General features: G+C 62.0%; 23 protein-coding genes. 7 read left to right on the top strand and 16 right to left on the bottom strand.

The window, feature by feature from the left end:
- Positions 1-4: 4 nt before the first annotated feature.
- Positions 5-526 (top strand): single-stranded DNA-binding protein, encoded by a 522-nt coding sequence (locus PS14A_RS22330; RefSeq protein WP_042610650.1) that lies wholly within the window; start codon positions 5-7, stop codon positions 524-526.
- A 194-nt stretch (positions 527-720) separates the two neighbouring features.
- Here PS14A_RS22330 and PS14A_RS22325 read toward each other — a convergent pair whose 3' ends face one another.
- The 7 genes from PS14A_RS22325 to PS14A_RS22295 form a co-directional block, all read right to left on the bottom strand.
- Entirely contained in the window at positions 721-1,878 is a 1,158-nt protein-coding gene (locus PS14A_RS22325; protein WP_212617255.1) for a glutathionylspermidine synthase family protein, read from the bottom strand.
- A 1-nt stretch (position 1,879) separates the two neighbouring features.
- The gene (locus PS14A_RS22320) at positions 1,880-2,581 is read right to left on the bottom strand and encodes a DUF1190 domain-containing protein (RefSeq protein ID WP_110646974.1); all 702 of its coding nucleotides are present in this window, start codon (positions 2,579-2,581) and stop codon (positions 1,880-1,882) included.
- Positions 2,582-2,599: 18 nt separating this feature from the next.
- Positions 2,600-3,025, bottom strand: a complete 426-nt coding sequence (locus PS14A_RS22315) for a DUF350 domain-containing protein (RefSeq protein WP_016772952.1) — start codon at positions 3,023-3,025, stop codon at positions 2,600-2,602.
- Positions 3,026-3,039: 14 nt separating this feature from the next.
- On the bottom strand, positions 3,040-3,690 hold the full coding sequence (locus PS14A_RS22310; protein WP_137215705.1) for a DUF2491 family protein: 651 nt from the start codon (positions 3,688-3,690) through the stop codon (positions 3,040-3,042).
- A gap of 210 nt (positions 3,691-3,900) precedes the next feature.
- Positions 3,901-4,599 carry a PspA/IM30 family protein gene (locus PS14A_RS22305; protein WP_041477670.1) on the bottom strand — a complete coding sequence of 233 codons (699 nt, stop codon included), beginning with the start codon at positions 4,597-4,599 and terminating at the stop codon, positions 3,901-3,903.
- A 17-nt stretch (positions 4,600-4,616) separates the two neighbouring features.
- On the bottom strand, positions 4,617-5,285 hold the full coding sequence (locus PS14A_RS22300) for a YjfI family protein (RefSeq protein ID WP_212617254.1): 669 nt from the start codon (positions 5,283-5,285) through the stop codon (positions 4,617-4,619).
- A gap of 143 nt (positions 5,286-5,428) precedes the next feature.
- A complete protein-coding gene (locus PS14A_RS22295) occupies positions 5,429-5,983 on the bottom strand; it encodes a cysteine hydrolase family protein (protein ID WP_137215703.1) in 555 nt (184 codons plus the stop codon).
- Positions 5,984-6,084: 101 nt separating this feature from the next.
- On the opposite strand from PS14A_RS22295, the gene PS14A_RS22290 reads away from it, so the two are divergent.
- The 3 genes from PS14A_RS22290 to PS14A_RS22280 all read left to right on the top strand — a co-directional run bounded on the left by PS14A_RS22290 (position 6,085) and on the right by PS14A_RS22280 (position 9,223).
- The gene (locus PS14A_RS22290) at positions 6,085-7,086 is read left to right on the top strand and encodes a GlxA family transcriptional regulator (RefSeq protein WP_212617253.1); all 1,002 of its coding nucleotides are present in this window, start codon (positions 6,085-6,087) and stop codon (positions 7,084-7,086) included.
- A gap of 279 nt (positions 7,087-7,365) precedes the next feature.
- Positions 7,366-8,475: a DUF3182 family protein gene (locus PS14A_RS22285; RefSeq protein WP_212617252.1), complete on the top strand. Its 1,110-nt coding sequence runs from the start codon at positions 7,366-7,368 to the stop codon at positions 8,473-8,475.
- Complete coding sequence (locus PS14A_RS22280; RefSeq protein ID WP_016772959.1) at positions 8,465-9,223, top strand: alpha/beta fold hydrolase; 759 nt, start codon at positions 8,465-8,467, stop codon at positions 9,221-9,223. Before PS14A_RS22285 ends, PS14A_RS22280 begins: the two co-directional genes overlap by 11 nt.
- A gap of 111 nt (positions 9,224-9,334) precedes the next feature.
- On the opposite strand, the gene PS14A_RS22275 is transcribed toward PS14A_RS22280, so the two are convergent.
- From PS14A_RS22275 to PS14A_RS22260, 4 genes are read right to left on the bottom strand one after another with little or no spacing between them, the layout of a single operon-like run.
- Positions 9,335-10,321, bottom strand: a complete 987-nt coding sequence (locus PS14A_RS22275) for a lysylphosphatidylglycerol synthase domain-containing protein (RefSeq protein WP_212617251.1) — start codon at positions 10,319-10,321, stop codon at positions 9,335-9,337.
- Positions 10,318-11,592 (bottom strand): cardiolipin synthase ClsB, encoded by a 1,275-nt coding sequence (gene clsB, locus PS14A_RS22270; protein WP_016772961.1) that lies wholly within the window; start codon positions 11,590-11,592, stop codon positions 10,318-10,320. Before clsB ends, PS14A_RS22275 begins: the two co-directional genes overlap by 4 nt.
- Entirely contained in the window at positions 11,589-12,386 is a 798-nt protein-coding gene (locus PS14A_RS22265; RefSeq protein WP_130912274.1) for an endonuclease/exonuclease/phosphatase family protein, read from the bottom strand. The genes clsB and PS14A_RS22265 overlap by 4 nt, the downstream gene beginning before the upstream one ends.
- Positions 12,383-13,309, bottom strand: coding sequence for a DUF72 domain-containing protein (locus tag PS14A_RS22260; RefSeq protein WP_212617250.1), 927 nt, complete (start codon positions 13,307-13,309; stop codon positions 12,383-12,385). Before PS14A_RS22260 ends, PS14A_RS22265 begins: the two co-directional genes overlap by 4 nt.
- A 387-nt stretch (positions 13,310-13,696) precedes the next feature.
- Between PS14A_RS22260 and PS14A_RS22255 the strand changes: the two genes are divergently transcribed.
- A complete protein-coding gene (locus tag PS14A_RS22255; RefSeq protein WP_212617249.1) occupies positions 13,697-15,799 on the top strand; it encodes a mechanosensitive ion channel family protein in 2,103 nt (700 codons plus the stop codon).
- A 114-nt stretch (positions 15,800-15,913) separates the two neighbouring features.
- Here PS14A_RS22255 and PS14A_RS22250 read toward each other — a convergent pair whose 3' ends face one another.
- Complete coding sequence (locus PS14A_RS22250) at positions 15,914-20,200, bottom strand: DEAD/DEAH box helicase (RefSeq protein WP_212617248.1); 4,287 nt, start codon at positions 20,198-20,200, stop codon at positions 15,914-15,916.
- 276 nt (positions 20,201-20,476) lie between these two features.
- Between PS14A_RS22250 and PS14A_RS22245 the strand changes: the two genes are divergently transcribed.
- Together PS14A_RS22245 and PS14A_RS22240 are read left to right on the top strand one after the other, a co-directional pair.
- Positions 20,477-21,361 carry a sugar nucleotide-binding protein gene (locus tag PS14A_RS22245; RefSeq protein ID WP_137215697.1) on the top strand — a complete coding sequence of 295 codons (885 nt, stop codon included), beginning with the start codon at positions 20,477-20,479 and terminating at the stop codon, positions 21,359-21,361.
- Complete coding sequence (locus PS14A_RS22240; RefSeq protein ID WP_212617247.1) at positions 21,354-22,286, top strand: NAD-dependent epimerase/dehydratase family protein; 933 nt, start codon at positions 21,354-21,356, stop codon at positions 22,284-22,286. Before PS14A_RS22245 ends, PS14A_RS22240 begins: the two co-directional genes overlap by 8 nt.
- A gap of 411 nt (positions 22,287-22,697) precedes the next feature.
- On the opposite strand, the gene PS14A_RS22235 is transcribed toward PS14A_RS22240, so the two are convergent.
- The 4 genes from PS14A_RS22235 to PS14A_RS22220 form a co-directional block, all read right to left on the bottom strand.
- Complete coding sequence (locus PS14A_RS22235) at positions 22,698-23,396, bottom strand: OmpW family outer membrane protein (protein ID WP_212617246.1); 699 nt, start codon at positions 23,394-23,396, stop codon at positions 22,698-22,700.
- Between the two features lie 220 nt (positions 23,397-23,616).
- Positions 23,617-24,135, bottom strand: a complete 519-nt coding sequence (locus PS14A_RS22230; protein WP_024014502.1) for a DUF3299 domain-containing protein — start codon at positions 24,133-24,135, stop codon at positions 23,617-23,619.
- Between the two features lie 11 nt (positions 24,136-24,146).
- Positions 24,147-25,412, bottom strand: coding sequence for an ABC transporter permease (locus tag PS14A_RS22225; RefSeq protein WP_212617245.1), 1,266 nt, complete (start codon positions 25,410-25,412; stop codon positions 24,147-24,149).
- Position 25,413: 1 nt separating this feature from the next.
- Positions 25,414-26,124, bottom strand: a complete 711-nt coding sequence (locus PS14A_RS22220) for an ABC transporter ATP-binding protein (protein WP_212617244.1) — start codon at positions 26,122-26,124, stop codon at positions 25,414-25,416.
- Positions 26,125-26,129 lie beyond the last annotated feature (5 nt).

The following is a 26,129-nucleotide window of genomic DNA, read 5'->3' as shown; positions in this document are numbered from 1 at the left end:
CGTTATGGCCCGTGGGGTTAACAAAGTCATATTGGTCGGCACTTGCGGCCAGGATCCCGAAGTTCGCTACCTGCCTAACGGTAACGCCGTGACCAACCTGAGTCTGGCCACCAGCGAACAATGGACCGACAAGCAGACCGGTCAGAAGGTCGAGAAGACCGAGTGGCACCGTGTGTCGATGTTCGGCAAGGTTGCCGAGATCGCCGGCGAATACCTGCGCAAGGGTTCGCAGGTGTACATCGAAGGCAAGCTGCAGACCCGCGAGTGGGAAAAGGACGGCATCAAGCGTTACACCACTGAAATCGTGGTCGACATGCAAGGCACCATGCAACTGCTCGGCGGCCGTCCACAACAGGGCGACCAGCAAGGCGGCGGCAACAACTACCAGCAGCAGGCGCCACGTCAGCAGGCACCGCGCCCGCAGCAGTCGGCTCCGCAGCAGCGTTCGGCTCCGCCAGCGCCGCAGCAGGCCGCACCGCAACCGGCTCCGGATTTCGACAGCTTCGATGACGATATTCCGTTCTGATTTGCTGCTGTAACCGCTTTGAATGAAAAAGGCCCGTCGCTTAAACGACGGGCCTTTTTTGTTCAGGAAACTCCTAGCGACTCGCAATTTCCTGTGGGAGCGAGCCTGCTCGCGAATGCGTCAGATCAGTCGATGAATCTGTAACTGACAGGACGCTTTCGCGAGCAGGCTCGCTCCCACAAGGTAACTTCGTCTTAATCCAGGATCAGGTGCGGCAGGAAGCGGCTGGAGTCCTTGGTGATCAGACTATTGTCCTCGCGCACACCAATCCCTGCCGCCTCATCACCAATCACCCACGAGCCAATCAGCGTGTAGCTGTCGCCAAACTTCGGCAGCGGTGCGAACTCCTGCAAGATGAACGGCGCATCGGTGTAGGGCCCGTCCTCTTTGACGATCAGACCCTCCGCGGTTTGCAGCTCGATGTTGGCACCCTCGCGGGAAAAGTACGGTTTGCGCACCCAGCCTTTTGGCACCGCACTCTTCGGATTCGGATCAAGGTGCGCAGCGAGCAGATTCGGATGTCCCTTGTGCAATTCCCACAGCAGCGGCAGCGCACCTTTGTTGGACAGGATCGCCTTCCACGCCGGTTCGAAAAACTGCGTATCGCACTCGGCGATCGCGGCGCCGAACGGTTCGTGGAAGATGAATTCCCAGGCGTGCAGCTTGAACAGGTGCGGGATCCAGCGATCCTGCAGATCGACGAAACGACCCTCAGCCGTCAGGCCGATGTCTTCGATATCGATATGGCGTGATTCGATGCCAACCTTTTCCGCGATCAGCCGCAGATAATCGGTGGTGCCTTTGTCCTCGACCGAGTCCTTCATCGAGGCAAAGTAGAACGGGCGCTTCAACTGCAACTCGGCGAAGGCCTGATGCAGCTTGGTGTCGATGCTGTTGAACTGGTCGGCATGCGGCGGCAGCGTGCCACGCTCGATGCATTGTTCCAGCCAGCCCCACTGAAACGCCGCCGCTTCATAGAGGCTGGTCGGCGTGTCGTAGTTGAGCTCCAGCAGTTTCGCCGGCCCGCTGCCGCTGTAGGAAAAGTCCATGCGACCGTACAGATGCGGATGACCCTCGCGCCAGGAGGTGCGGATCATGTCGTAGTACGCCGCCGGGATGCTGAGGCGATCGAGCAACTCCTCGCTGTTGACCACGCGATCCACCAGGTCCATGCACATCTCATGCAGTTCGGTGGTCGGGTCTTCGAGATCGTTTTCGATCTGCGCGAGGCTGAACTGGTAGTAGGCGCTTTCGTCCCAGTACGGTTCGTCGTCGATGGTGTGGAACAGGAAACCGAGGCTTTCGGCGGTGTGTTTCCAGTCGGGGCGCTCGGCGCAGTGGATCTTTTTCATGTCAGCTGCTCGAGCGTCCGGAACTGCTGCCCCAGCCACCCCAACCGCTGCGGGCACTGGACTGGCTGCCGAAACCGCCGCGCGAAGTCGACGACGCAACATTCACCGGCTTGCTCTTGCTGCTCTCGTAATCCGACTGGCTGCGCGAGGTTGTGTCAGCTCGGCGGTACTGCGTTGAGGTGTTGTACGGCTGGCGCGTTTCGCGATCACGGTAAACGGTGCGTTCGGCGTTGTTGCTCATTGCGTTGCCGATCAGCCAACCGGTCAGCCAGCCATTGCCGCCACCACCTGAGCCACCGGAATAGTGCGAGCCGCCGTGGCTTGCGCTGCTGCTGGTGGTGGTGTCGCCCGCGGGCATTTGCGAATTGGCGATGGCATCGAGATCTTGCGGCGTCTCGGCATTGCCCGGCACTTTGAAGCCGCCGAGTTTCGGCACGAAACGGCCATCGGAATTTTTCTGACACCAGCCAGCGGCAAAGTCTGCGTCGCACTTGGCCTTGTCGGTGTAGGCCGGGGCGATGCGCCGGTGTTCGTTCAGGGCGGCGACGTAGGCGCTGGAGCAGAGATCGGCGGCCAATTCGGCGTCGACACACTGTTCAACGCTTTGGAAGTTGCGCGGCTGATCCAGCGCCGCTGCTTCACCGGAAATCGCCATCGCCACCGACGCGGCGAGGGACAACTGCACGTATTTGCTGCGTTTCATCGAGAGGCTTCCTGCCGGTCAGTGGGACGGGGTCATGCACGCGGCATTGAGCATGCCGACGCTGATCGCCACGGCCGCCACATAAATGCCGGCGGCGACTTCGCCGTTGGCGATGCGCTGGGAAGTGCCCTTGAGCACCAGCCCGGTAGCGACAAACGCCAGCAATTGCACGACGGCGGCGATAACCGCCCAGAGGACAAAGTCGAGCACGTTGACCGAGTAGGCGATCACGTTGCTCGCCGGAATGGCGAAACCGATGATCGCCCCGGACAGGGCAATGGCGGCGGCAGTGTTGCCGGCACGGATCAGTTCGAATTCCTTGTGCGCGGTAATGCGCGTGTAGACGAATTGAAACAGCATGAACAGCAACACGGCGCCGATCAGGTAGACGACAAAACCGACCAGCGCGGTTTTGTTCAGGGAAACGGCCAAGACTTCCAGCATGAAAAACTTCCTTTTTAAATGGCGCTCAAATCAGTCGTGTACAGCGAGATGCCCAGCGAGGTGCTCAGGCTGACGGTGCCTTCTTCGTCCTGTTCGACGGAGAACAGCAGCAGTTCGCGGCGATCGGTCAGGCCGGTGTCGCGGGCATACAGCATGGCGTGGTGCTTGATGGTGTAGGACTCGTCCGGGTTGACCACGTGTTCGGTCATTGGCACCAGTTCGGTCTGCTGCAGTTCGGTGCCCCATTCGCGGGTGTATTCAACACCGTCGTGGTGGTAGGTCGGCAGACCGATCAGGCTGTTGGGGCCGGCCAGACGCTGCAGTTCGGCGTCACTGTTGACCGTCACGTAGCTGAGGTAATTGAACAGGGTGACCGACTCGACCTGATCATCGCCGGTGACGTGGATCTGCACCCAGAAATCCTCGTCGTTCATGTAGTAGCGGTGCAGTTTGTTGGACTGGCCGAGGTCGACCCAGCCGGCGCTCCACACCGCTTGATCGAACGGCACTCGCACCGAGGTCGAACCTTCCAGCAGCAACGCCAGGGTCGTGTCGAAGCGCACGCCTTTGCCTTGTGCCATGCCCAGCGGGCCGCTGGCGCCGGTGCTCGTTGGCGCAGCGGTCTGCCAATTGCTGGTGCCGAGCAAGTCTTTAAACCATCCCATGGGTACGTTCCTTGAAGCGGGTGGAGGTGTTCGGGGGTGAAAAAGTGGCGGTAGTGTACCGGGCGAAGCGGTGAACGAGCAGAGGCAATTACGCCGTGAAACCATGTGGGAGCGAGCCTGCTCGCGAATGGGTTGTGTCAGTCACTCGATTATTTGACTGTCACGACGCTTTCGCGAGCAGGCTCGCTCCCACAAGTTACCGTTCAGTGATTACTGCGCGGACTTCTGCTTCAGCCGCTCAAGGATTGCATTGGCGCTGCCTTCGTTCGGCGTGATGCCGGCGTCGCGCAGTTTGCGTTCCAGGTCGTTGCCGGTGGAGGCGTCGGCCAGTTCGTCCGCTGCGCTCAGTTCGGCAGCGCGTTGCTGTTGCTTGGCTTGCAGGCGATTGAGGGTGCCGACGGCGGTCTCGAGTTTGCCGTTGGCGCCGCCGCTGGCGATCGAGGCGCTGACCTGGGCTTTCTGCACGCTGTCGCGGGCCTTGGCCATGTCCACTTGCTGGCGCAGGCTCTTGATCCGCGACTCGGCTTTGCTGATGTCTTTGCGCATGTTGTCGGCGTAGGCGCCGAATTCATCGCTGAGTTTCTTCTCGGCAGCGAGGTCGTTGGTCAGGGTCGAAATCGCTTCGGCCACTTCCAGCGCCAGGTCTTCGCGGCCGGCATTCAACGCGGCCACAGCCTTGGCTTCGAGGTCCTTGATCTTGGCGTCGTACTCGCTGACGCGGTCGGCGGCCAGTTTGTGCTTGGCCATGATCGTTACCAGCTCGCGGCGGGCATTGGACAGCGCGGTGTCGGCGTCGCGGATTTCCTGATCGAGGATGCGCAGGGCCTGCTGATCGGCGATGGCTTCGCCGACTTCATTGGCGCCGCCGCGCAGTGCGGTGAACAACTTGCTCCAGATAGACTGAGTCATTGGATATTCCCTGTTGATTACTTGAAGAAGTGTTCGAAGGCTTCGCTGGCGCGCTGCACATTGTCGACCAGGGTTTTCACCTCGGTAACGACGTTGGTCAGGCTCGAATCGGCGCTGAGGGCGCCGAACATGTTGTAGACGGTCTGCCCGTTGGGCATCGACTCGATTCCGATCGACGACAGCGGGAACATCTCGCGGCTGCGCAGCACGGCATCGTTGAACGCCTGGACGTTGCTGATCGAATCGATGTCCACCAGCACGGTGTCGACGATGATCTGCTGGCCGGCCAGGGCGATGTGAATCGGCAGGCCGCCGAATTCGTTCATTTCCAGCTTGATGCTCGGTTCGGAGCTCTGGATCAGGGACAGCGAAATCTCTTGGGAAGCCACCTCGTCCAGCGCCTTGAGGGCATTGAAGAGGCTGTCGATGGTCCAGTTGTTGCCTGCGCTCATGTAATTCTCCGACATGAAAGAGCCAGCCAGAATCGGTTGGCGTAGCTGTTGCTCCATTTGCTTGAGCAAGCTTCGGTTTTCCGGAAGCACCCAAGTTTCGTGTTTCACATAACCGGCGGCGGCCAGGCCTGCGCGCATCTGCTTCATGTAGAAGCTCGACGGTTTTTTCGCCGACGCCTTGGCACGCTCGCCCTTGGGGCTGGCTGCGGCGGTCGTTCGGGTGCGGCTTGTCATGGCTGGAATCCGGTTATGAGCGTCTCACGCGTGGGCCACACTACAACTAATGCAAAGTGCCATCAATGACTCACGCGTGAGATTTTCATGACAGACGCAAAAAGGCCCGCAACGTGGCGGGCCAAGGGATTGCGCAGTTGTTGCTAGGCGTTGCTGCTCAGGAACTCGTCAGTGGATACCACGCTGGCGTAGGCAAAACCCAGCGCCGACATGAATGCTGCGTGCACATGGGCGGCCGGCACCGTCAGACCGTTGAATTCAAGGTCACGGCTGGCGCAGGCATCGTGAATCACCGTGACGACATACCCCATGTCCGCCGCCGCGCGGGTGATGCCATCGACGCACATATGGCTCATGCTGCCGACCACCACCAGGTCGGTGATGCCGTGTTCGTCTAGCACCGCTTGCAGTTCGGTTTCACGGAACGAGTTGACGAAATGCTTGAGCACCACCGGCTCGTCGGCGCGGTTGAGCACTTTCGGATGCAGTTTCGCGCCTTCGGAGCCGGGAGTGAAAAACGGCGCATCGTCGGAGGTGAATTCATGCCGAATGTGCACCACCGGATCGCCCGTTTCGCGAAAGGCTGCGATCAGCCGTGCGGCGTTGTCCGCAGCGGCGTCGGCGCCGACCAGCGGCCACTTGCCTTGGGGGAAGTAGTCGTTCTGGATATCGACTACGATGAGCGCTTGCTTGGTCATGGGATTGTCCTCGAGACGGTGATTGGGTGTGGCCTCAGTATTGACGCTGGCCGAGGATTCGAGGATTGGCCGCACCGACAATAGACGGGGGAAAACTGACAATGGCTGCACAAAGAGCCGCCACCGCTGAACTGGGCGTGCTGATTTATCCCGGCGCGCAACTGGCGGCGGTGCACGGTCTGACCGATCTGTTCGCCGTGGCCAACCGCATCGCCGTCGAGTATCAGGCTGTGCAATTGCCCTTGCTGCGGGTCAGTCACTGGCAGGTCGAGGGCGAGCAGCTGCCGACGCGGGTCTATGACAGTCATCCGGGTGCCGAAGACGCTTTGCTCGCCGTACTGATTCCACCGTCCCTCGGCGGGTTCGATGCGGCGCAGATGACCTCGAGTCTTGCGCAATGGCTGCGCGATCAGCATGCGCGCGGCGCAACCCTTGGTGGTGTTTGTGTGGGCTCGTTGATGCTCGCAGAAAGCGGCTTGCTCGACGGTCGCAGCGCCACCACCCACTGGACCTCGGCCCAGGCGTTTGCCGAGCGTTACCCGAAGATCAGACTGAAGGCCGACACGCCGATTGTCGACGACGGTGACCTGATCACCACGGCCGGGCTGATGGCCTGGTCGGAACTGGGACTGCGCTTGGTCGATCGCTTGCTCGGCCCGAGCATCGCCACCGCGACCGCGCGTTTTCTGGTGATGGAACACAGCGACAGCGCCAGTGAATGCGGGAGCAATTTTGCGCCGATCCTCAGCCATGGCGACGCGGCGATTCTCAAGGTCCAGCACTGGCTGCAAAGCACCGGGGCGACGGATGTTTCGCTGAACGCGATGGCCGAGCGCGCGGGCCTTGAAGAACGCACTTTCCTGCGCCGATTCCGCGCCGCGACAGGCTTGAAACCGATCGAGTATTGCCAGCACGTGCGGGTTGGCAAAGCGCGAGAAATGCTCGAGTTCACCAATGGCACGATCGACCATATTGCCTGGACGGTGGGCTATCAGGATCCGGGCGCGTTTCGCGCGATTTTCAAGAAGATTACCGGGTTGGGGCCGAGTGAGTACCGGGGGCGGTTTGGTGTGAACCCCGCTCCCAGAACGACGATGAACTAATGTGGGAGCGAGCCTGCTCGCGAAGGCGCTGGATCTACAGAATTGTAGACGGCTGACACTACGCTTTCGCGAGCAGGCTCGCTCCCACAATGATCGCGGCGAGGATGAGAGATCGTGCAATTTGCCGGAGTTTTGCGCGCCGTCGTGCAGTTTGAAACAGGCTTCATGCCAGCACAGTCACGGCAAACTCCCGATTATCGGGCGGTTCGGCGGGATCGTTGTTTGGCCTGATCTCTGCAATTTCCTTTGAGAACCCATCGACTGATAAAAGGGGAACGCATGACCCCGACACCCAGCAACAAAATCGTCGTTGCCCATTCGGTGCGTGCCGAGGCGCCGCAACATGAAGTCGAGACCAACAAGGCTCTGGCGCGCTGGTTGGCGCAGATTCTCGGTTGCAAGTTCGGCGGCAGTTACGACCCGGCCAAACATTCGGGCCGCGACCTGTATCTGCTGCCGACGCAGACAATCGTCGGCGCCGCCCACGCCCGAGCGCTCGGCATCAACGGCCCCGATGACTTGTGGGGCGGTTACGTCGAATACGATTTCATCTGCACCAAAGCCATCAGCCACGGTTTGCGCAGCCATCTGGCGCACGCGCCGCAGGGCTGGTCGCCGCTGTTTTCGGAGCGGGTGCGCAACGTCGTACTCGACGGTCTCAGCGTATTCGCCCTGGAAGATGCGCGGCCCGCCGCCGAGCATTTGCTGTATACCGGGCCGATCCGCTTGAAGCCGATTCACGCTTGCGCCGGGCGCGGCCAGGAAGTGATCAAAAGCCTCGATGCGTTCGATGAAATCCTCGCTCGCCCCGAAGCGGAGAGTTTGTTCAGAGACGGCGTAGTGCTGGAGCAGGACTTGAGCAACGTCGTTACCCATAGCGTCGGCCAGTCGTTCATCGGCGGCAAGGTGTTGAGCTACTGCGGTGAGCAATACTTGACTGAGGACGGCCAGGGCGAAGAGGTCTATGGCGGCTCCAACCTGCTCGTGGTGCAGGGTGGCTATGACCAATTACTGGCGCTGGATCTGCCCGATGATGTGCGTCTGGCCATCGAACAGGCGCAGGTCTTCGACAGCGCCGCCAACGAAGCCTACCCGCGCTTCTTCGCCTCGCGGCGCAATTACGATATCGCCCAAGGCCTCGACGCCAGCGGCGACCCACGCAGCGGCGTGCTCGAACAATCCTGGCGCATGGGCGGCGCCAGCAGTGCTGAAGTGGCCGCGCTGCAAAGCTTCGTCAACGATCCACAGATGCACGCCATCCGCGTGTCGTCGGTGGAAACCTATACCGATCAGGCGCTGCCGGCGGACGCCATCGAGGTCTATCGCGGCCCGGCGGAAAACAGCGCGTTTCTTCTCAAATACGTAACGGTCCAATCCTATGACGGCTAGAAGCGAAAGCATTCAAATCGACATTGATGACGAACAGATGAGCGGGACCTTTCTCAGTCCCAAATCGAAAGTCCCGGGGGTGTTGTTTGTTCACGGTTGGGGCGGCAGTCAGGAACGTGATCTGGAACGGGCCAAAGGCATCGCTGGCCTGGGTTGTGTGTGCCTGACCTTCGACCTGCGCGGGCATACCGGCGGCACCGGAATTCCGCTGACCCGCGTGACCCGTGAAGACAATTTGCGTGACTTGTTGGCGGCCTATGATCGCTTGCTGGCGCACCCGGCGCTGGATACCTCGGCGATCGCCGTGGTCGGCACCAGTTATGGCGGTTATCTGGCCTCGATCCTGACGTCATTGCGCCCGGTGCGCTGGCTGGCGCTGCGCGTACCGGCGCTGTACCGCGACGAGCAATGGCACACGCCCAAGCGCGATCTGGACAAGGCCGACCTGCGCGATTATCGCGGCACGCTGGTGCGCGCCGACAGCAATCGCGCCCTGCATGCCTGCTCGCAATTCACGGGTGACGTGCTGTTGGTGGAATCGGAAACCGACGATTTCGTGCCCCACGCGACGATCATGAGTTACCGCGCCGCGTGTCAGCAGACCCACTCGTTGACCCACCGGATCATCGATGGCGCGGATCACGCATTGAGTGATCCGGTGTCGCAGCAGGCCTACACCTCGATTCTGGTGGACTGGATTACCGAGATGGTAGTGGGGGAGCGGTTGAGCATTATCCAGTCCAGATGATGTGTCGCGTGTACCGGCCCCTTCGCGAGCAGGCTCGCTCCCACAGGTTGAACGCATTTCAAATGTGGGAGCGAGCCTGCTCGCGAAAGGGCCATCAGCAGCAAGGCATGGTCAGGAGGGTTTCTTTTCGATCCGCAACGCCTTGGCCTTGGCCTCCACCACCAGATACATCACCACCGTAATCAACAGCGGCAGCAGAAAATAAATCGCCCGATACGCAAGCAATCCCGCCACCAGACTGCCGCGCGATGCCTCGTGCTGCAGCAGCGCCACAAACACAGCTTCCAGCACCCCCAGCCCCGCCGGAATGTGCGTGATGACCCCGGCAATCGCGCTGATCAACAGCACGCCGAGCACCAGCGGATAATCCAGTTTGCTTGGCAGCAGAGTGAAAATCACCGCCGCCATCAGCGACCAGTTCAACGCGCCCAAAAGCAATTGCAGCACCGCCATGCGCAGCGACGGCAGGTTGATTTCCACGCCGCGAATCGACCACTCGCGGCGCTTGGAAAACTGACATGCCGCGAGATATCCAGCGCTGAGCAATAGCAACAACACGCCAACCAGTTGCAGCGCATCACTGCTGAGTTTCCAGCCCGGCGGCATGCGTACCAAACCGCTGCTGAAGACCACGCCAGCGATGGTCATGTAGCCGAACCAGTTGGTCGCCAGGCTCAGGCCAAGAATCTTGGCGATGTTGCCTTTGCTTACGCCCAGCCGCGAATACAGGCGATAACGCATGGCGATGCCGCCAACCCAGGCGCTGAGATTGAGGTTGAAGGCGTAACTGATGATGCCCACCGGCAGGATCTGCTTCCAGGTCAGGTCCTGACGAATGTAGGTGCGGCCGATCAGGTCGAAACTGGCGTACACCAGAAAACTCAGCAACGTCAGGCTGGCGGCGATGATCAGTGTGCGCACCTTGAAATCGGCGAGGGTCTCCAGCACCTCGGCCCATTCGATGCGCGTGGCGAACATCGTCAGCAGGACGATCAGCGCGAGGAAAAACAGGATGGTCAGCGGACGTTTCCAGCGGCTCCATTTCGACGGCGCCGCTTGTGCCGAATGGCTATTGGAATGGACTTCGGAATGACTCATGGACGCGCACCTCGGAATGGCTTCAGACGCGGTTTATGCGCCGGCAGCCAACCGGCCATGGCCGGGAAGTGCCGCAGGAAGTGGAACACCAGAAAACCCACGGTCATGTGCCAGATGCGCCCACGCGGCAACAGTTTGGCGTCCATGGCCTTGCAATGGTTCTGGCTGAGGTCTTCGAGGCGTTCGTACAGGTGCTGATTGAACGCGCGGTCGCGGATCAGCACGTTGGCTTCCAGGTTCAGTGACAGGCTCAGCGGGTCGAGATTGCTCGAGCCCACGGTGCTCCAGTCATCGTCGACCAGCGCGACCTTGCCGTGCAGCGGGCGTTGACAGTATTCGTGAATCTGCACGCCGGCACGCAGCAGGTAATCGTAAGTCATGCGCGCCGCCAGTTTGGCTACGAGCATGTCGGGCTGGCCCTGCAGGATCAGCCGCACCTCGACGCCACGGCGGGCGGCGTTGCGGATTTCGCGCAGCAAACGGTAGCCGGGAAAGAAGTAGGCGTTGGCGATGATCACTCGGCGCTTGGCCTTGCGCAGCACCTGCAAATACACGTCTTCGATATCGGTGTTGTGTTGATCGTTATCGCGGAACACCAGGCGCACCTGGCCGTCGTGGTCGGTGAAGGCCATTTCCTCCAGACGCTGGCGCCGGCGCTGCCACCAGAACCGCGCGCGTCCGGGGCGACCGCTTTGCAGGAGGGCGAAGTGATGGATATCGGCGACCACCGGGCCCTGGATCTCCACCGAGTAATCCTGCTTGGCTTCGGGGCCGAAGTCGGCCAAGTGATCGCCGGAAAAGTTGATCCCGCCAATGAACGCGATCAAGCCATCGACCACTACGATCTTGCGGTGCAAGCGGCGGAACCAGTTGGTGCGGATGCCGAGGTGCTTTGGCGCCGGATCGAAGATTTGCAGATGCACGCCGGCATCGCTCAAGGCCGACAGATAGCCGGTGCTCAGCTCGCCACAGCCGAAGCCGTCGAGGCTGACCGTGGTGCGCACGCCACGCTGGGCGGCTTCGATGAGGATTTGCTGCAACTCGGCGCCGACCTTGTCTTCGAAAACGATGAAGGTCTCCAGCAGGATCTCGCTCTTGGCTGCGCGCATCGCTTCGAACACGCGGGGGAAATATTCCTCGCCGTTCTCCAGCAGCTCTACGCGGTTGTTGCTGTGCCATTGATACTCGACGTCAACGTGGCCGGGCTCGCGCACGGGCGGGTTCAACGGGACCGGGTCGACGGCAGATTTTTCCAGTGGCGCACTGTTCATAGTTCAATCTCCACCGATAACGGTGCGTGGTCGGAAAGGTGCGACCAGGGCCGGTTGGTCAAAACTTTCGGCCGGCTGGCCTTGAGGTTGCGTACGTAGATACGGTCGAGTCGTAGCGCTGGCAGACGCGCGGGAAAACTGCGCGCGGGCTTGCCGTACTGCTCGGCGAACACTTCGCGCAGGCCACAGGGCTTGAGCTGTGCATCGGCGCGCTGGCGCCAGTCATTGAAATCACCGGCGACGATCACCGGGGCATCGGCGGGCAGTTCGGCGAGGCGTTGCAGCAGCAGATCCAGCTGTGCGTTGCGATGGCTTTCGCGCAGGCCCAGATGCACGCAGATCGCGTGCACTTCGGTGCCGTCGCCAGGCAGGCGCAGCACGCAATGCAACAGGCCACGGTTTTCATGGCCGCTGATCGACACGTCGAGGTTGTCGTGGCGGATGATCTGGAATTTCGACAGCAGCGCATTGCCGTGATCGCCCGCCGGATACACCGCGTTGCGCCCGTAAGCGAATTGCGGCCAGAGGCTGTCGGCGAGGAATTCGTATTGCGGCATCGTCGGCCAGTTGTCGTAGCGTTTCGGATGCTGCTCGTGCGTGCCGTGCACTTCCTGCAGAAACACCACGTCGGCGGCGACGCTGCGCACCGCTTCACGCAGCTCCGGCAGAATGAAGCGCCGGTTCAGCGCGGTGAAGCCCTTGTGGGTGTTGACGGTCAGTACGGTGAAGGTGCGCACCGAGGGCGCGACCACGGAGCCTTCGTCGGTGAAACCGACCGGTTCGGGAATACTCATGACAGAACTCCTTCTGCGGCAACTTGCCCGGGAGTCGTGGCCAGGTCTTTATCGAGGTCGAAGCGCTGCAAGAGGTTGCGTGCGTCGTAGGGCGCGCGGACTTTTATGTCGTTGTCGAAGTAGCAGAACACTTCGCGGGATTTGCGCGCGCGGGGTTTCAGGCGTGGCGCTATCAGGTGGGCGTCCTCTGGCTGTTTACCGTGATGCCAGGCGTCGATGCGCTCGGCCCAGCGCTTGAGCGCTTGTTCGGAATAACCGCTGGCGTAGAGCTCTTCGGCGCCGTGCAGGCGCAGATAGACGAAGTCGCTGGTGAGGTCTTCGCGGTACGGCCATTTGCCGGCGGTATCGGCGACCACCAGTGCCACGTTATGGCGCTTGAGCAGGCGCACGAACTCCGGGTCGATAAAGCTCTCGTGACGGATTTCCACGGCATGGCGCAACGGCTTCTTGCGCCAGGCTTTGACGCTGGCGTGGCCGGGCAGGTGTGAATCGTGCTGGCGGGCAAGAGCGGCTGCGGCTTGGGTGTCGTGGGGCAGTTGCGCGAGAAACTGGTCGAAACGCTCGGCGTCGAACTTGAAGTTTGGCGGAAACTGCCAGAGGATCGGCCCGAGTTTTTCCTTCAGTTCCAGCACGCCCGAGGCAAAGAAATTCGCCAGCGGCTTTTCGATTTCGCGCAAACGGCGCACGTGGGTGATGAAGCGCGGCGCCTTGACGCTGAACACGAAGTCATCAGGGGTTTCGGCGTACCACTGGGCGTAACGTTCAGGGCGTTGCAGGGCGTAGAACGATCCATTGATTTCGATGCTGTTGACCGCGCGGGAGGCGAACTGCAATTCGCGCTTCTGCGCCAGTCCCTTCGGGTAGAAATCCCCGCGCCACGGGGCGTAGCGCCAGCCTGAAATACCGATGTGAATCGTCGCCATCCCATCCTCCCGTAGAAAGTCCTCGTGTTGCCGATGTTCTGTGATGACTGCGGCGGGGGCGGGAAAGTTTCGGTGGTGTTACGGACGGTCGCGGGTGAAGCGAAGATCAAGAGCTTACCCCCTCACCCCAACCCTCTCCCCCAAGGGGGCGAGGGGGAAGGGAGCAGATCTTCATGCCTCCTGAAATCGCGTACGACTGTGAAGGGAGCAGATCTGCATGGTGTTCAGGACTTGAGTTCGACTCAAGACGTGCAGTTGGTGATTTTGGTCAGGCAACTCGGTCGGCTCCCTCTCCTGGGGGAGAGGGCTGGGGTGAGGGGGCTCTTGAACTTGCCGCGCAATTACCGATCAGTTCCTTACCAGGGTCAGCCACGGGAGATCGGAGCTTTGCGCAATTTCAGGATCGCCATTCTGCTGGGAGCGCTGCTGTGCTTCGGCGTCAACGCATCGCAAGCCGCCGCGCTGCCGGGCGTTCCGGCTGCCGCCGATACGGCGGAAAAACCCGCCGAACCGGAACCGCTGGTGCAGGGCGGTCTGCTCGGGGCGATCAGTACGAGCATCGACGATGTGCAGGAAAAACTCGATCTCAACGAACACCTGGTCGATGCCTGGCGGCTGCGCGCCGACCGCGCGGCGGATGAGGTCGATCGGCTGGTCAAGCAACCGTCAAACCGCTCGGGCTGGAGCGTGGCCGGGGATTTCCTGACGTTGTCGGGAGTCTGGCTGGGCAGTTTCGCCCTGCTCACCGTGCTCGGCAGTCTATTGGCCAAGCGTCTGCGTGAGGGCCGCTGGTTGCGCACCCGCCAGCGCAGTCAGGATCTGCTCGGCTACGTGCTGCCTTACACCGTGCCGGCGCTGATCTGCCTGCCGCTGACGCTGTATGTCAGCCATTTTCTGCAAGCTTCGGTGGGCCGCGCGCTGGCGCTGTGTCTGGCCTACGCCACCAGCAGCGGCATCTTTTCCACGTCGATGTTGTTGTGCGTGGTGGTGATGTTCAACGTCGGCCACAAGCGCGCCGCCGCGCGAATCATCCGTGAATACTGCCCGCGCCCGCTGTTCCTGATCGGCTTTCTCGCCGCCCTTAGCGATGCCCTGACCAGCCCGCAGATCGCCCGGCAACTGGGCGGCAATATCACCAGCAGCATCGCCGTGTTCACCGGGCTGATCGCCTCGGTCATCTTCGGTTTGCTGGTGATTCGCCTGCGCCGGCCGGTCGCGCATCTGATCCGCAATCGCCCGCTCAGTCAGCGTTTGAAACAACCGTCGCTGCAGGAATCGCTGCGGATATTTTCCGGGCTGTGGTACTGGCCGATCGTGCTGATGGTGCTGGTCTCGGCAGTCAGTCTGATCGGCATCGGCGAGGACAATCAGAAAGCTCTGCGCTGCGCCTTGTTCACCACCGTGCTGCTGATCGCCACGGTGTTTATCAGCACGGTATTGCAGCACCTGTTCAAGTCGCGCAAGGCCGAGGCGATCCAGCGCAGCAGTGCCTACAAGGAACGTTTTCTCAGCCTGTTGCATGCGTTGCTGCGCATCGTCATGGCGATTGTGTTCATCGATATTCTCGGGCGGATCTGGGGCGTGTCGTTGCTCGATTTCGCCCAGAGCAGCACGGTCGGCCGGGCGATCAGCAATGCCTTGAGCAGCATCGGTCTGATCTTCCTGGTGACGTGGCTGCTGTGGGTGGTGCTCGACACGGCGATTCAGGAAGCGCTGAAACCGCCGCTGAGCAAACGCGCGGCACGCCAGCCGAGCACGCGGGTGAAAACCATCCTGCCGCTGCTGCGCAATGCGATCAAAATCATCCTCGTGGTGATCTGCGCGATTACCACCATGGCCAACCTCGGCATCAACGTCGCGCCGCTACTGGCCGGTGCCGGCGTGGTCGGCCTGGCCATCGGTTTCGGTTCGCAGCAATTGGTGCAGGACGTCATCACCGGGCTGTTCATCATCATCGAAGACACTTTGTCGATCGGCGACTGGGTGGTGCTCGATTCCGGCCACGCCGGCACCGTGGAAGGCCTGACCATTCGCACCTTGCGCCTGCGCGACGGCAAGGGTTTTGTGCATTCGGTGCCGTTCGGCCAGATCAAGGCTGTGACCAACCAATCACGCCAGTTCGCCTTCGCGTTTTTCTCGGTGCAGTTCACTTACGACACCGATGTCGACAGAGCCATCGAGCTGATCCGCGAGGCCGGCGATTCGATCCGCGAAGACCCGTTCCTCAAGTACAACCTGCAAGGGCCGCTGGATGTGTTTGGCGTGGACAAAATGGACTTGAACGGCGTGGTGTTGACGGCGCAATTCCGCACAGTGTCCGGTGGCCAATATGCGGTGAGCCGCGCGTTCAACCAGCGCTTGAAGAAGCTTGTGGATAACACAGCGAATGTGCATTTTGCGCAGACTTATCCACAGCAGGTGTTGTTGCCGAAGCGGCAGGAGGAAGGGGCGGTGGTTGCGGGTGAAGTGCCGCAGGAGTCGCGGACCTGAAGCATGATTTTGGGGTGCAGGGCCGGCCATTCGCGAGCAGGCTCGCTCCCACAGGGGAAACGGGATTGAACTGTGGGAGCGAGCCTGCTCGCGAAAACGCCGGTGCGAACACTCTCAATGCCGGATCAGCTTGGCATGCAGTTGTCCCATGGCTATCGGATCCAGCTCTACCCAAACCTGCTGCTTGCCGGCAATCACCGCGGCCACTGGAATCCCATCGCGATACACCAGCCGATTGCTCACCAGCGCCGGCACTTTCACCCCGGGCAACAAGGTCCCGGCCAGATTCAATGGATCAACCCCGCACACCGCCACCAGGCTGCCGTCCTGCGGGCGTCGGCGTACTTCGCGCAGCAAGGGAATGGCTTCGGGCAAGGCAAACTGCTCGCCAGCCAGACCACTGACAAACCGACCGCCGCGAATCTCGCCCCGCGCTTCCAGACGATGAAAGGTGCGCAGCAATTCCCGCCAGCTCGGCAGCCAGTCCGCCTCGCGTTCCAGCAAACGCCAGAACACCACGCCGTAGCGGCGCAGCAGGGTCATGGCGACATGTTCGAGCGTTTCGGCCGAATCCACGGTTGATCCACGGCGCAGCAATGCCCAGCGCCCGGCATCGTCCATGCCGCCGATAAACGCCCCGCGTCCGCGTCGACTGCTGCGCTGCTGGCGCTTGCTTGCGGGAGTGATCAGCGCGCGCAGACCGGCGAAGCTGTCGGCGTTCACCAAACCTGCGGCAACCAGTTCCTGCAAGGCGATTTCCAGTTCGCTGCGCAGCAGGCGCGCTTCGTGTATCAGCTCATCGAAAAACAGCGCGCCTTGCTGACTCAGCGCCTCGAAGACTTTCTGTGTTTTCGGCGATAACTCACTCACTGGCGTCTGTTCCGCCAATGCACTCCACAAACCCACCTGGCTGCGCGGCAGCAGCACAATCGGTGTACTGCGCAATGCCGAGCCGCTGACCTTCTGCCGCGCGCTGATGCGCGTCCACACCAGTTTGCCGTTGCGGCACAGGTCGTCCAGCCAGCTCGGCGAGTAGTCCTTGAGGCGCGCCGGCAGGATGTCGCTGTCCCACGCCGAAGCTGCCGCCGGGTAGCCTTCGAACTGGCCGATAATCGCCGGCAACACCGCGCTGCCCTGACCTTGGGTGGCCGGCGTCAGATGCTGCCAGTCGAACAGGAAACGCATGAAATCCTGCAATGCCACCGGTTCGATTTCCCGGCGCAGGCGCTTGACCGTGTAGCGATGGATGCGCGCCAGCAGATGGCGTTCGCACCATTCTTCAATCGCGCTGTTCGGCGTGAACTGGCCGCGCAACACATAGCCTTCGCGTTCCAGTTGCGCGAGGGCCTGATTGACTTGCGCGGCTGGCAGAGCGAGCGGCTCGGCGATGGCGGGCAACGGGATCGGCCCAAAGGCGCCGAGGCGGGCGCGGATCACTTCGACCAACGCCTCATCGAATGCCCACGTGTCGTCGAAGCCGGGCAGCACCACCGCCTCAGTCAGCAACGTGGCCTGTGGATAAAGTGCTTGCAGGCAACTCAAGCGTTCACGGGCCAGCCATAACTGATGCTCGGCGTCGATCTGCAACAGGCAGGCGCGGCCGCTGGCCATCAGCGTTTGCAGCCAGTCCTGCCAGCCCGCGTTGGCTTGGGCTTCGGCGTCGCCGATGCAGGCGAGGCTCATCAGCGCTTCGTGCATTTCATCCATGGAATTGGGCGACGGCCAGGCTTCTTCGCGTACTGCGGTGATCGCATCGGCATCGAGTGCGCCGAGATCATCGGTCGACTGCGGATCGCTCCAGCGTCGATTGATCACCGCTTGCGTGCGGCGTTCCTCCAGCGGCGCGTCGTCGAGAAACGTGTAGGGTCGGGCGCTGAGAATTTCTGCCGCCAGTGGCGACGGCGCAGGCAGATCACGGGCGATCAGGCGCACCTCGTCACGCTCCATGCGCCGCAGCAGGGTCAGCCAGCCTTCGCTGTCCATCGCTTCGTGCAGGCAATCGTCGAGGGTCTGTTCCACCAACGGATGCTCGGGGACTTCACGCTCGCCGGCGAGGTTTTCCAGGCAGGCGATCTGGTCGGGAAACACACTGGCGATCAGGTCTTCGCTTTTCATCCGTTGCAGTTGCGGAGCGACTTTGCGCCCGCCGGTAAAACGCGGCAACGCCAGCGCCACTCCGGCATTCCAGCGCCAGCGCACGCCGAACAACGGCGCATCAAGCACCGCTTGAATGAGCGTGTGTTCGGCGCTGTTGCTGTGCAGGTAACGCCAGACTTCGTCGAGCTCGAAGCTGTGACTGGTGGACAGCGACAGCACGATCGCGTCTTCGCTGGCGGCGGCCTGCAACTCGAAGTTGAAGGTGCGGCAGAAACGCTTGCGCAGGGCCAGGCCCCAGGCGCGGTTGATGCGGCTGCCGAACGGCGTGTGAATGATCAGTTGGGTGCCGCCGGACTCGTCGAAAAACCGCTCCATCAACAGCGTGTCCTGCGAGGGCAGGGCGCCAAGGGTTTGCCGTGCGCGCGCCAGATATTCGACCAATTGCTCGGCGCTGGCGAGGTTGAGGCCGAGTATGGTGGTCAGCCAGTCGAGCGCCGGTTGCAGATTACCGGGGCTGGCGCTGAGCAATTCGTCCAACTGCGCTTGCAGGCGTGCGACGGCCGCCGACAGTTCATCACTGCGCCCCGGCGCTTCGCCGAGCCAGAACGGAATGGTCGGCGGCATGCCCTGCGCATCCTCGACGCGCACTTTGCCGCTTTCCACCCGCAGGATGCGGTACGAGGTATTGCCGAGCTGGAACACGTCGCCGGCGATACTTTCCACGGCGAAATCTTCGTTGACGCTGCCGATGTTCAAGCCCTGGGGTTCTAGCAATACGCTGTAGTCGGCGTTGTCCGGGATGGTGCCGCCGCTGGTCACGGCGGTCAGTTGCGCGCCACGCCGGCCACGCAAGGTGCGACTGACGGCATCGCGGTGCAGGTAGGCGCTGCGGATGCCCTGGCGGCCGTTGTAACCCTCTGCGAGCATGCTCAGCAGGGCCTGATAGTGTTTTTCGTCGAGATCGCGATACGGCCAGGCTCGGCGGTACATCGCCAGCAACGCGTCCTCCGACCATTCCTGGCAACTGACCTCGGCAATGATCTGCTGCGCCAGCACGTCCAGCGGTTTTTCCGGAATGTGCAGCGTATCCAGCTCGCCCCGGCGCACGCAGTCGAGCAGGGCGGCGCACTCGATCAGGTCGTCGCGGGTGGTGGCGAACAAACGCCCCTTGGGCGTGCCGCCGACCTGGTGTCCGGAGCGACCGACTCGTTGCAGAAACGCGGCGATCGAACGCGGTGAACTGATCTGGCAGACCAGGTCGACTTCACCGATATCGATGCCCAGCTCCAGCGACGCCGTGGCGATCAGCACCTGCAACTCGCCGCGCTTGAGGCGCTGTTCCGCATCGAGGCGAAACTCTTTGGCCAGGCTGCCGTGGTGCGCGGCCACGGCCTGCTTGCCGAGGCGCTCGCTCAGATGCCGGCTGAGGCGCTCGGCAAGGCGTCGGGTGTTGACGAAAATCAGCGTGGTGCGGTGCTCGCGAGCGAGTTCGGCGAGGCGCTCGTACACCAGTTCCCAGACATCGTTGGCCATCACCGCCGACAGCGGCACCGGCGGCACTTCGATACCCAGGTCTCGTGGGCGGGCGTGGCCAATGTCGACGATTTCGCAGGGGCGATCATGACCGACCAGGAATTGCGCCACGGCTTCTACCGGTTTCTGCGTGGCGGACAGGCCGATGCGGGTCAGCGGTTCGGCGCACAACGCTTGCAGTCGTTCAAGGCTCAAGGACAGATGACTGCCGCGCTTGCCGGCGGCCATGGCGTGGATTTCGTCAATGATCACCGTGCGCGTGGTGCCGAGCATCCTGCGCCCGGATTCCGAGCCAAGCAGCACGTACAGCGATTCCGGGGTGGTGACCAGAATGTGCGGCGCGGTCTTGCGCATGGCGGCGCGGTCTTTCTGCGGCGTGTCGCCAGTGCGTACGGCGGTAGTGATGGTCAGCTCCGGCAGGCCCATTTCGCGCAATTGCGCAGTGATGCCGGCGAGCGGGTTCTGCAGATTGATCTGAATGTCGTTGGACAGTGCCTTCAGCGGCGAGACATAGATCACCAGGGTTTCGGCGGGCAGACCGTCGGGCTGTTCCAGACCGCGATGGACAAGCTCATCGAGCACGGCGAGAAACGCGGTCAGGGTTTTGCCGGAGCCGGTGGGCGCGGCAATCAGCGTCGACCGGCGCTGGCGGATCAACGGCCACGCACGGGCCTGAGCGGCGGTGACCGCCGGGAAAGTCTTGTTGAACCAGGCGCTGACGGCGGGGTGAAAACCGGCCAGCGCACTGTTGGCGGGGAGGGGCAGATTCATGACTGAAGTTATGCGGGCGGGGGCGGGAAGATGCAAGTACCGTTCGGACGCCTTCGCGAGCAGGCTCGCTCCCACCTTGGAACCCGGTCCCCTGTGGGAGCGAGCCTGCTCGCGAAGGGGCCGGTCGGGACGCCGCAAATTCGCGGATCTACACTTTACGGATGACGGTTGCGCACTAAACCCGCAAAATGCAACGATTCCGGCAATTATCGACGACGGTTCCACGAGGACCGTCGCCAAAGCCATCGTTCCAATCAGACTGGGCCTGCTGACTCTATGCGAATGCGCCTTATGTTACTGGGCGGCGGAAATGCCCTTGGGCAGGCGCTGATTCGCCTCGGTGCGGAAGAAGACATCGGTTTCCTCGCCCCCCGCCCGCCCGAAAACGGCTGGGATGCCGCGAGCCTCACCCAACTGCTCGACGACACCCGTCCCGATGCGTTGATCAACCTCGCCTACTATTTCGACTGGTTCCAGGCCGAGAGCGTCAGCGAAAGCCGCATGAGCGGCCAGGAACGCGCCATCGAGCGTCTGGCCGAACTGTGCCAGCACCACAACATTGTCCTTGTGCAACCGTCGAGCTATCGCGTGTTCGACGGCTCGCGGGCCACGGCCTACAGCGAAAAAGACGAACCGGTGCCGCTGGGCCTGCGCGGTCAGGCCTTGTGGCGCATCGAGCAAAGCGTGCGCGCGACCTGCCCGCAACATGTATTGCTGCGGTTTGGCTGGCTGCTCGACGACAGCCCGGACGGCACCCTCGGACGCTTCCTCGCCCGCGCGGAAAAACCCGAAGAATTGCTGCTGGCCGATGATCGTCGCGGCAATCCGACTCCGGTCGATGACGCCGCGCGAGTGATCATTTCCGTGCTCAAGCAACTCGACTGCGCCGCGCCGCTGTGGGGCACTTACCATTACGCCGGCCACGAAGCGACCACACCGCTGGCGCTGGGCCAGGCGATTCTCACCGAAGCACGCAGCCTGCATCCGCTGGCGATCGAAGCACCGACCGCGCAGGCGCACGCCGCGCGCCCGGACGCCGCCGAAGAACCGCAACACGCGGTGCTGGCCTGCAAGAAAATTCTCCACACTTTCGGGATCAAGCCGCGCGCCTGGCGTGCCGCACTCCCAGGCTTACTGGACAGGTTTTACCGACATGGCTGAAGCAACGGTTCTGATCACTGGCGGAGCCGGATTCATCGGCTCGCACCTGACCGACGCGCTGCTCGCCAAGGGCTACGCAGTGCGCGTGCTCGACGACCTGTCGACCGGCAAGCGCAGCAATTTGCCGCTGGACAATCCCAAGGTTGAACTGGTGGTCGGCGATGTCGCCGATGCCGCTTTGGTCGCCCGCGCCATGCAAGGTTGCAACGCTGTCGCGCATCTGGCGGCCGTGGCCTCGGTGCAGGCCTCGGTGGACGACCCGGTGAAAACCCACCAGAGCAATTTCATCGGCACCCTGAATGTCTGCGAAGCCATGCGCCTGGGCGGGGTCAAGCGTGTGGTGTACGCCTCCAGCGCGGCGGTGTACGGCAACAATGGCGAGGGCGAGTCGATTGATGAAGACACGCCGAAGGCGCCGCTGACACCGTATGCCTCGGACAAACTGGCCGGTGAACATTACTTCGATTTCTACCGCCGCCAGCATGGCCTGGAGCCGGCAATCTTTCGCTTCTTCAACATCTTCGGCCCACGCCAGGATCCTTCCTCGCCGTATTCCGGGGTGATCAGCATCTTCAGCGAGCGCGCGTCGAAAGGTTTACCGATCACCGTGTTTGGCGATGGCGAGCAGACTCGGGATTTCCTCTTTGTCGGGGATCTGGTGGATTTGCTGGTGCAGGCGCTGGAAAAGCCTGAAGTACAGGAAGGCGCGGTCAATGTTGGCTGGAATCAGGCGATGAGCCTGAAGCAGATGCTCGAAGCGTTGAAATCGGTAGTCGGTGAGTTGCCGCCCGTGAGCTACGGGCCTGCGCGTTCGGGTGATATTCGTCATTCGCGGGCGGATAACCGACGCTTGCTGCAGCGCTTTGAAATGCCCCCGCAGACGCCGATGAGTGTGGGCTTGGCACGCTTGTTAGGGCGTGCCTGATGTAGCCCTCACCCTAGCCCTCTCCCATAGGGAGAGGGGACTGACCGAGGTGTTTGGGCGAAATACACCGACCTGAAATACCGAGCCTACCTCACATCGAGCAGAGCAAAGCGATGCGCGAGGCCAAGTCGAACGCGGATTTGAAACGCACACAAATCGGCTCCCTTTCCCCCTCGCCCCCTTGGGGGAGAGGGCTGGGGTGAGGGGGTAAGACTCCGCCTCACCAGCGACCTCCAGCCCAAATGAAAAAGGCGCCCTTCATCAGGCGCCTTTTTCACGGCCGGAATATCGCTACTCCTGTGGCGAGGGAACGTTGTCCCCCGATCGACCGCGTACGGTCGTCGTCAGGTCTGTGCCTGCCCGCCACCAAGCCTCATTCACCACCACGTGAACGTTCAGTAAAAAATCGACTTAGAACTTATAGCCCAGACCGACCATGTAGATGAATGGATCGACGTCTACATTTACCCGCGCGCGGGTGCCGGGGGCGACGGCGTTGTTCTCGACGGTCGCGCGGGTGTCGATATCGATGTAGCGCACCTGGGCGTTGAGCATGATGTTGTCGGTGATCATGTAGTCGGCGCCGACCTGCCAGGCCAGGCCCCAGGAGTTTTTCGCCTTGAAGTTGCTGAAGCCGTTGGCGCTGGCTTCGCTGCCGACGTGTTCGTCGTAGATCCAGGTGTAGTTGATGCCACCACCCACATACGGCTGGAAGGCCGATTTCGAATCCAGCGGGTAGTAGACGACGCTGAGGGTCGGCGGCAGGTGTTTCAGCGTGCCGAGCTTGCCGTTGGCGGCGGGCAGGGCGGTGCCCTTGAGCTTGACCTCATGCTCGAACGGCGTGGCTGCCAGCAGCTCGATACCGATGTTGTTGGTGAGCATGTAGGCGAAGTTCAGACCCAGTTGGGTGTCGCTGCTCATGGTCGCCTTGCCGCCCAGATCAGTGCCGCTCAGCGGACCCTGATCGACCTTGACGCTGGAACTGTCGGCCTTCGGGTTGACGGTGATCGCGCCAGCGCGCACGAGAATGTCACCGGCTTCGTGGGCGTGGGCGAGCGGGGCTGCGAGCGCGAGGGCAAACAGCGGGGCGCTGAGCAAGGACTTGTTCATGGGGGCTCCGAAAGGACATAAAAATTCGATGTCCTAGGGTACGAAGCCGTCTGATACGGTGTTTTGACTCAGCTCAATGAAACAGTGAAGGGGCGGGGTTTTGTGGAACCCTTGAGGGCCTATTCGCGAGCAGGCTCGCTCCCACCTTGGAATGTGATCACCTGTGGGAGCGAGCCTGCTCGCGAAGACGATAGACCAGCCAATACAAAACTACCGGGAATTACTCCGGCAGCTCATACGCATAAATCTTCTCCGCCTCCATCTGATACCCGGCATCGGCCAGTTCACTGCTCGAGGCTTTCACCTGCAACGGTCCCTCAACCCAATACGGCTGATACAGCTCATCGAGCTTCACGCCCAGTTCGCTTTTCACATGGACGATCTGGTTCGACGGCGGTGGCGGTACGTGGATGCAGGCGCCGAAGTACGGCACCAGCAAAAAGTCGGTGGTGCGCCCCTCTTCGCTGACTTCCAGCGGCACGATATAGCCCGGCAAGCGAATGTTCTGCCCGTCGAGGCTCTTCACGACCGGTGCATTGGGCATGTCCTGCTTGGCCGCTGGTGCGGACTCGGCGGAAAGTGCGTCGCCCATCTTCGACAGGTCGTGCAGCGGGGTCATGTTCGGCACTTCCGGCGCGGCGTCCGGCGGGATCATTTCCGACCAGGTCAGGTCTTTCGGCGCCGCCGCCCACACGGGCAGGGCGACCAGCATCAGCAGCGCAAGCAGGGCGCGGGGCATGGTGAACATCCTCATAAACGGATCGACAGGCCATCGGCCAATGATTGGCGATACGCGCGCCAGGCCGGCACGCTGCCCATCAGCAGCGCGGCCGCCAGAATGCCACCGAGCAGCGTCCATTCATACTCGCTCGGCCATGCCAGCGGCAGGTACAAACCGTAATTGGCCTGCACGTAACCCTGCGCAGCGGCGATGCCGATGTATAGCAATGCCAGTCCGGCGATGACTCCGGCCAGCGCCAACGCAAAGGCTTCCAGCACCAGCAGGCTTGCGATGTGCCACGGCCGCGCCCCCACCGAACGCAGAATCGCCATCTCGCGGCGACGTTCGTTGAGGCTGGTGAGAATCGCCGTGAGCATGCCGATCAGCCCCGTCAGCACCACAAACAGCGAGACCACGAACAAGGCTTTCTCGGCCGTACCCATCAGGCTCCACAATTCCTGCAAGGCCACGCCCGGCAGGATCGCCAGCATCGGTTCGCCACGGTATTCGTTGATCTCGCGCTGCAAGGCGAAGGTGGAAATCTTGCTGTTGAGGCCGAGCATGAACGCGGTGATCGCTTGCGGGGTCAGGTCCATGTTGCGCGCCTGATCAGCGCTGATCCGCCCGTTGCCGCGCGCCGGCACACCGTTGTGCCAGTCGATGTGAATCGCCTCCATGCCGCCGAGGCTGATGTGCAACGTGCGGTCCACCGGGGTGCCGGTGCGCTGGAGGATGCCGACCACGGTGAAGGGTTTGTCGTCGTGCTTGACCAGGCTGATCGCCGCCACACCGTGGGCCAGCACCAGTTTGTCGCCGAGCTTGTAGTGCAGCGCTTCGGCGACTTCGGCGCCGAGCACCACTTCGAAAGGATCGGTGGCAAACGCGCGACCGTCGGCCAGCGCCAGGTGTTGCTGGCGCCCGTATTGATAGTGCTCGAAATAGGCTTCGGTGGTGCCCATCACGCGATAGCCGCGATGGGAATCGCCGAGGGACATGGGGATTGCCCACTTCACTTTCGGATTGTTGGCGAAGTGTTCGAAGCTGTCCCAGCGAATATTGTTGGTAGCGTTGCCGATGCGGAACACCGAATACAGCAGCAGGTTTACCGACCCCGAACGAGCACCGACGATCAGGTCAGTGCCGCTGATGGTGCTGGCGAAACTGGCCTTGGCTTCGGTGCGCACGCGCTCGACGGCGAGCAGCAGGCACACCGACAGGGCAATGGCGAAGGCGGTGAGCAATGCGGTGAAACGGCGGTTGGCCAGGCTGGCCATGGCCAGACGAAACAGATACATCTCAGACCTCGGCGGACGTAGCGGCGCGATTGAGATCGGCCAGGGACAGATGACGGTCGAACAGCGGCGCCAGGCTCTGGTCGTGGCTGACGAACAACAGACTCGATCCGGCCTCGCGGCACTCGGCAAACAGCAGGCGAATGAAATTCTCGCGGGCGTCGTAATCCAGCGCCGAGGTCGGTTCGTCGGCGATCACCAGTTCCGGTTGACCGATCAACGCGCGGGCGGCAGCGACCCGTTGTTGCTGGCCGATGGACAAGGAGTCGGCGCGGCGACTGAGCAGGCTTTCGTCCTTCAGGCCCAAGTGCGCGAGCAGGGTGGCGACGGCCTGATCGACGCTGCCGTGGCGCTGTTTCGCCCGTTGCGCACGCAGTTTCGAGAAGTGACACGGCAACTCAACGTTCTCGCGCACCGAGAGAAACGGCAGCAGGTTGAATTGCTGGAAAATGTAGCCGGTGTGATCGACACGAAACGTATCGCGCTTGCCGGCAGACAGTTCGGTCAGCTCCTGGCCGAGCAGGCGAATGCTGCCGCGACCGGGCTTCTGCACTCCGCCGAGCAGGCCGAGCAGAGTGGTCTTGCCGCTGCCGCTGGGGCCTTTGAGAAACAGGGTTTCGCCGGCTTCCAGACGAAACGCCGGGATGTCCAGCAGCGTCGGGTGACCGGGCCAGTTGAAGCCAAGGTCGGAAAGTTCGATGAGTGCTTGGGTCATGGCAC

Origin of the sequence: Pseudomonas sp. 14A, assembly GCF_018132745.1 — a bacterium.
In the GTDB taxonomy this organism is placed as follows: Bacteria; Pseudomonadota; Gammaproteobacteria; order Pseudomonadales; family Pseudomonadaceae; genus Aquipseudomonas; species Aquipseudomonas mercuritolerans.
This window is presented reverse-complemented; position numbering and strand designations above follow the sequence as displayed.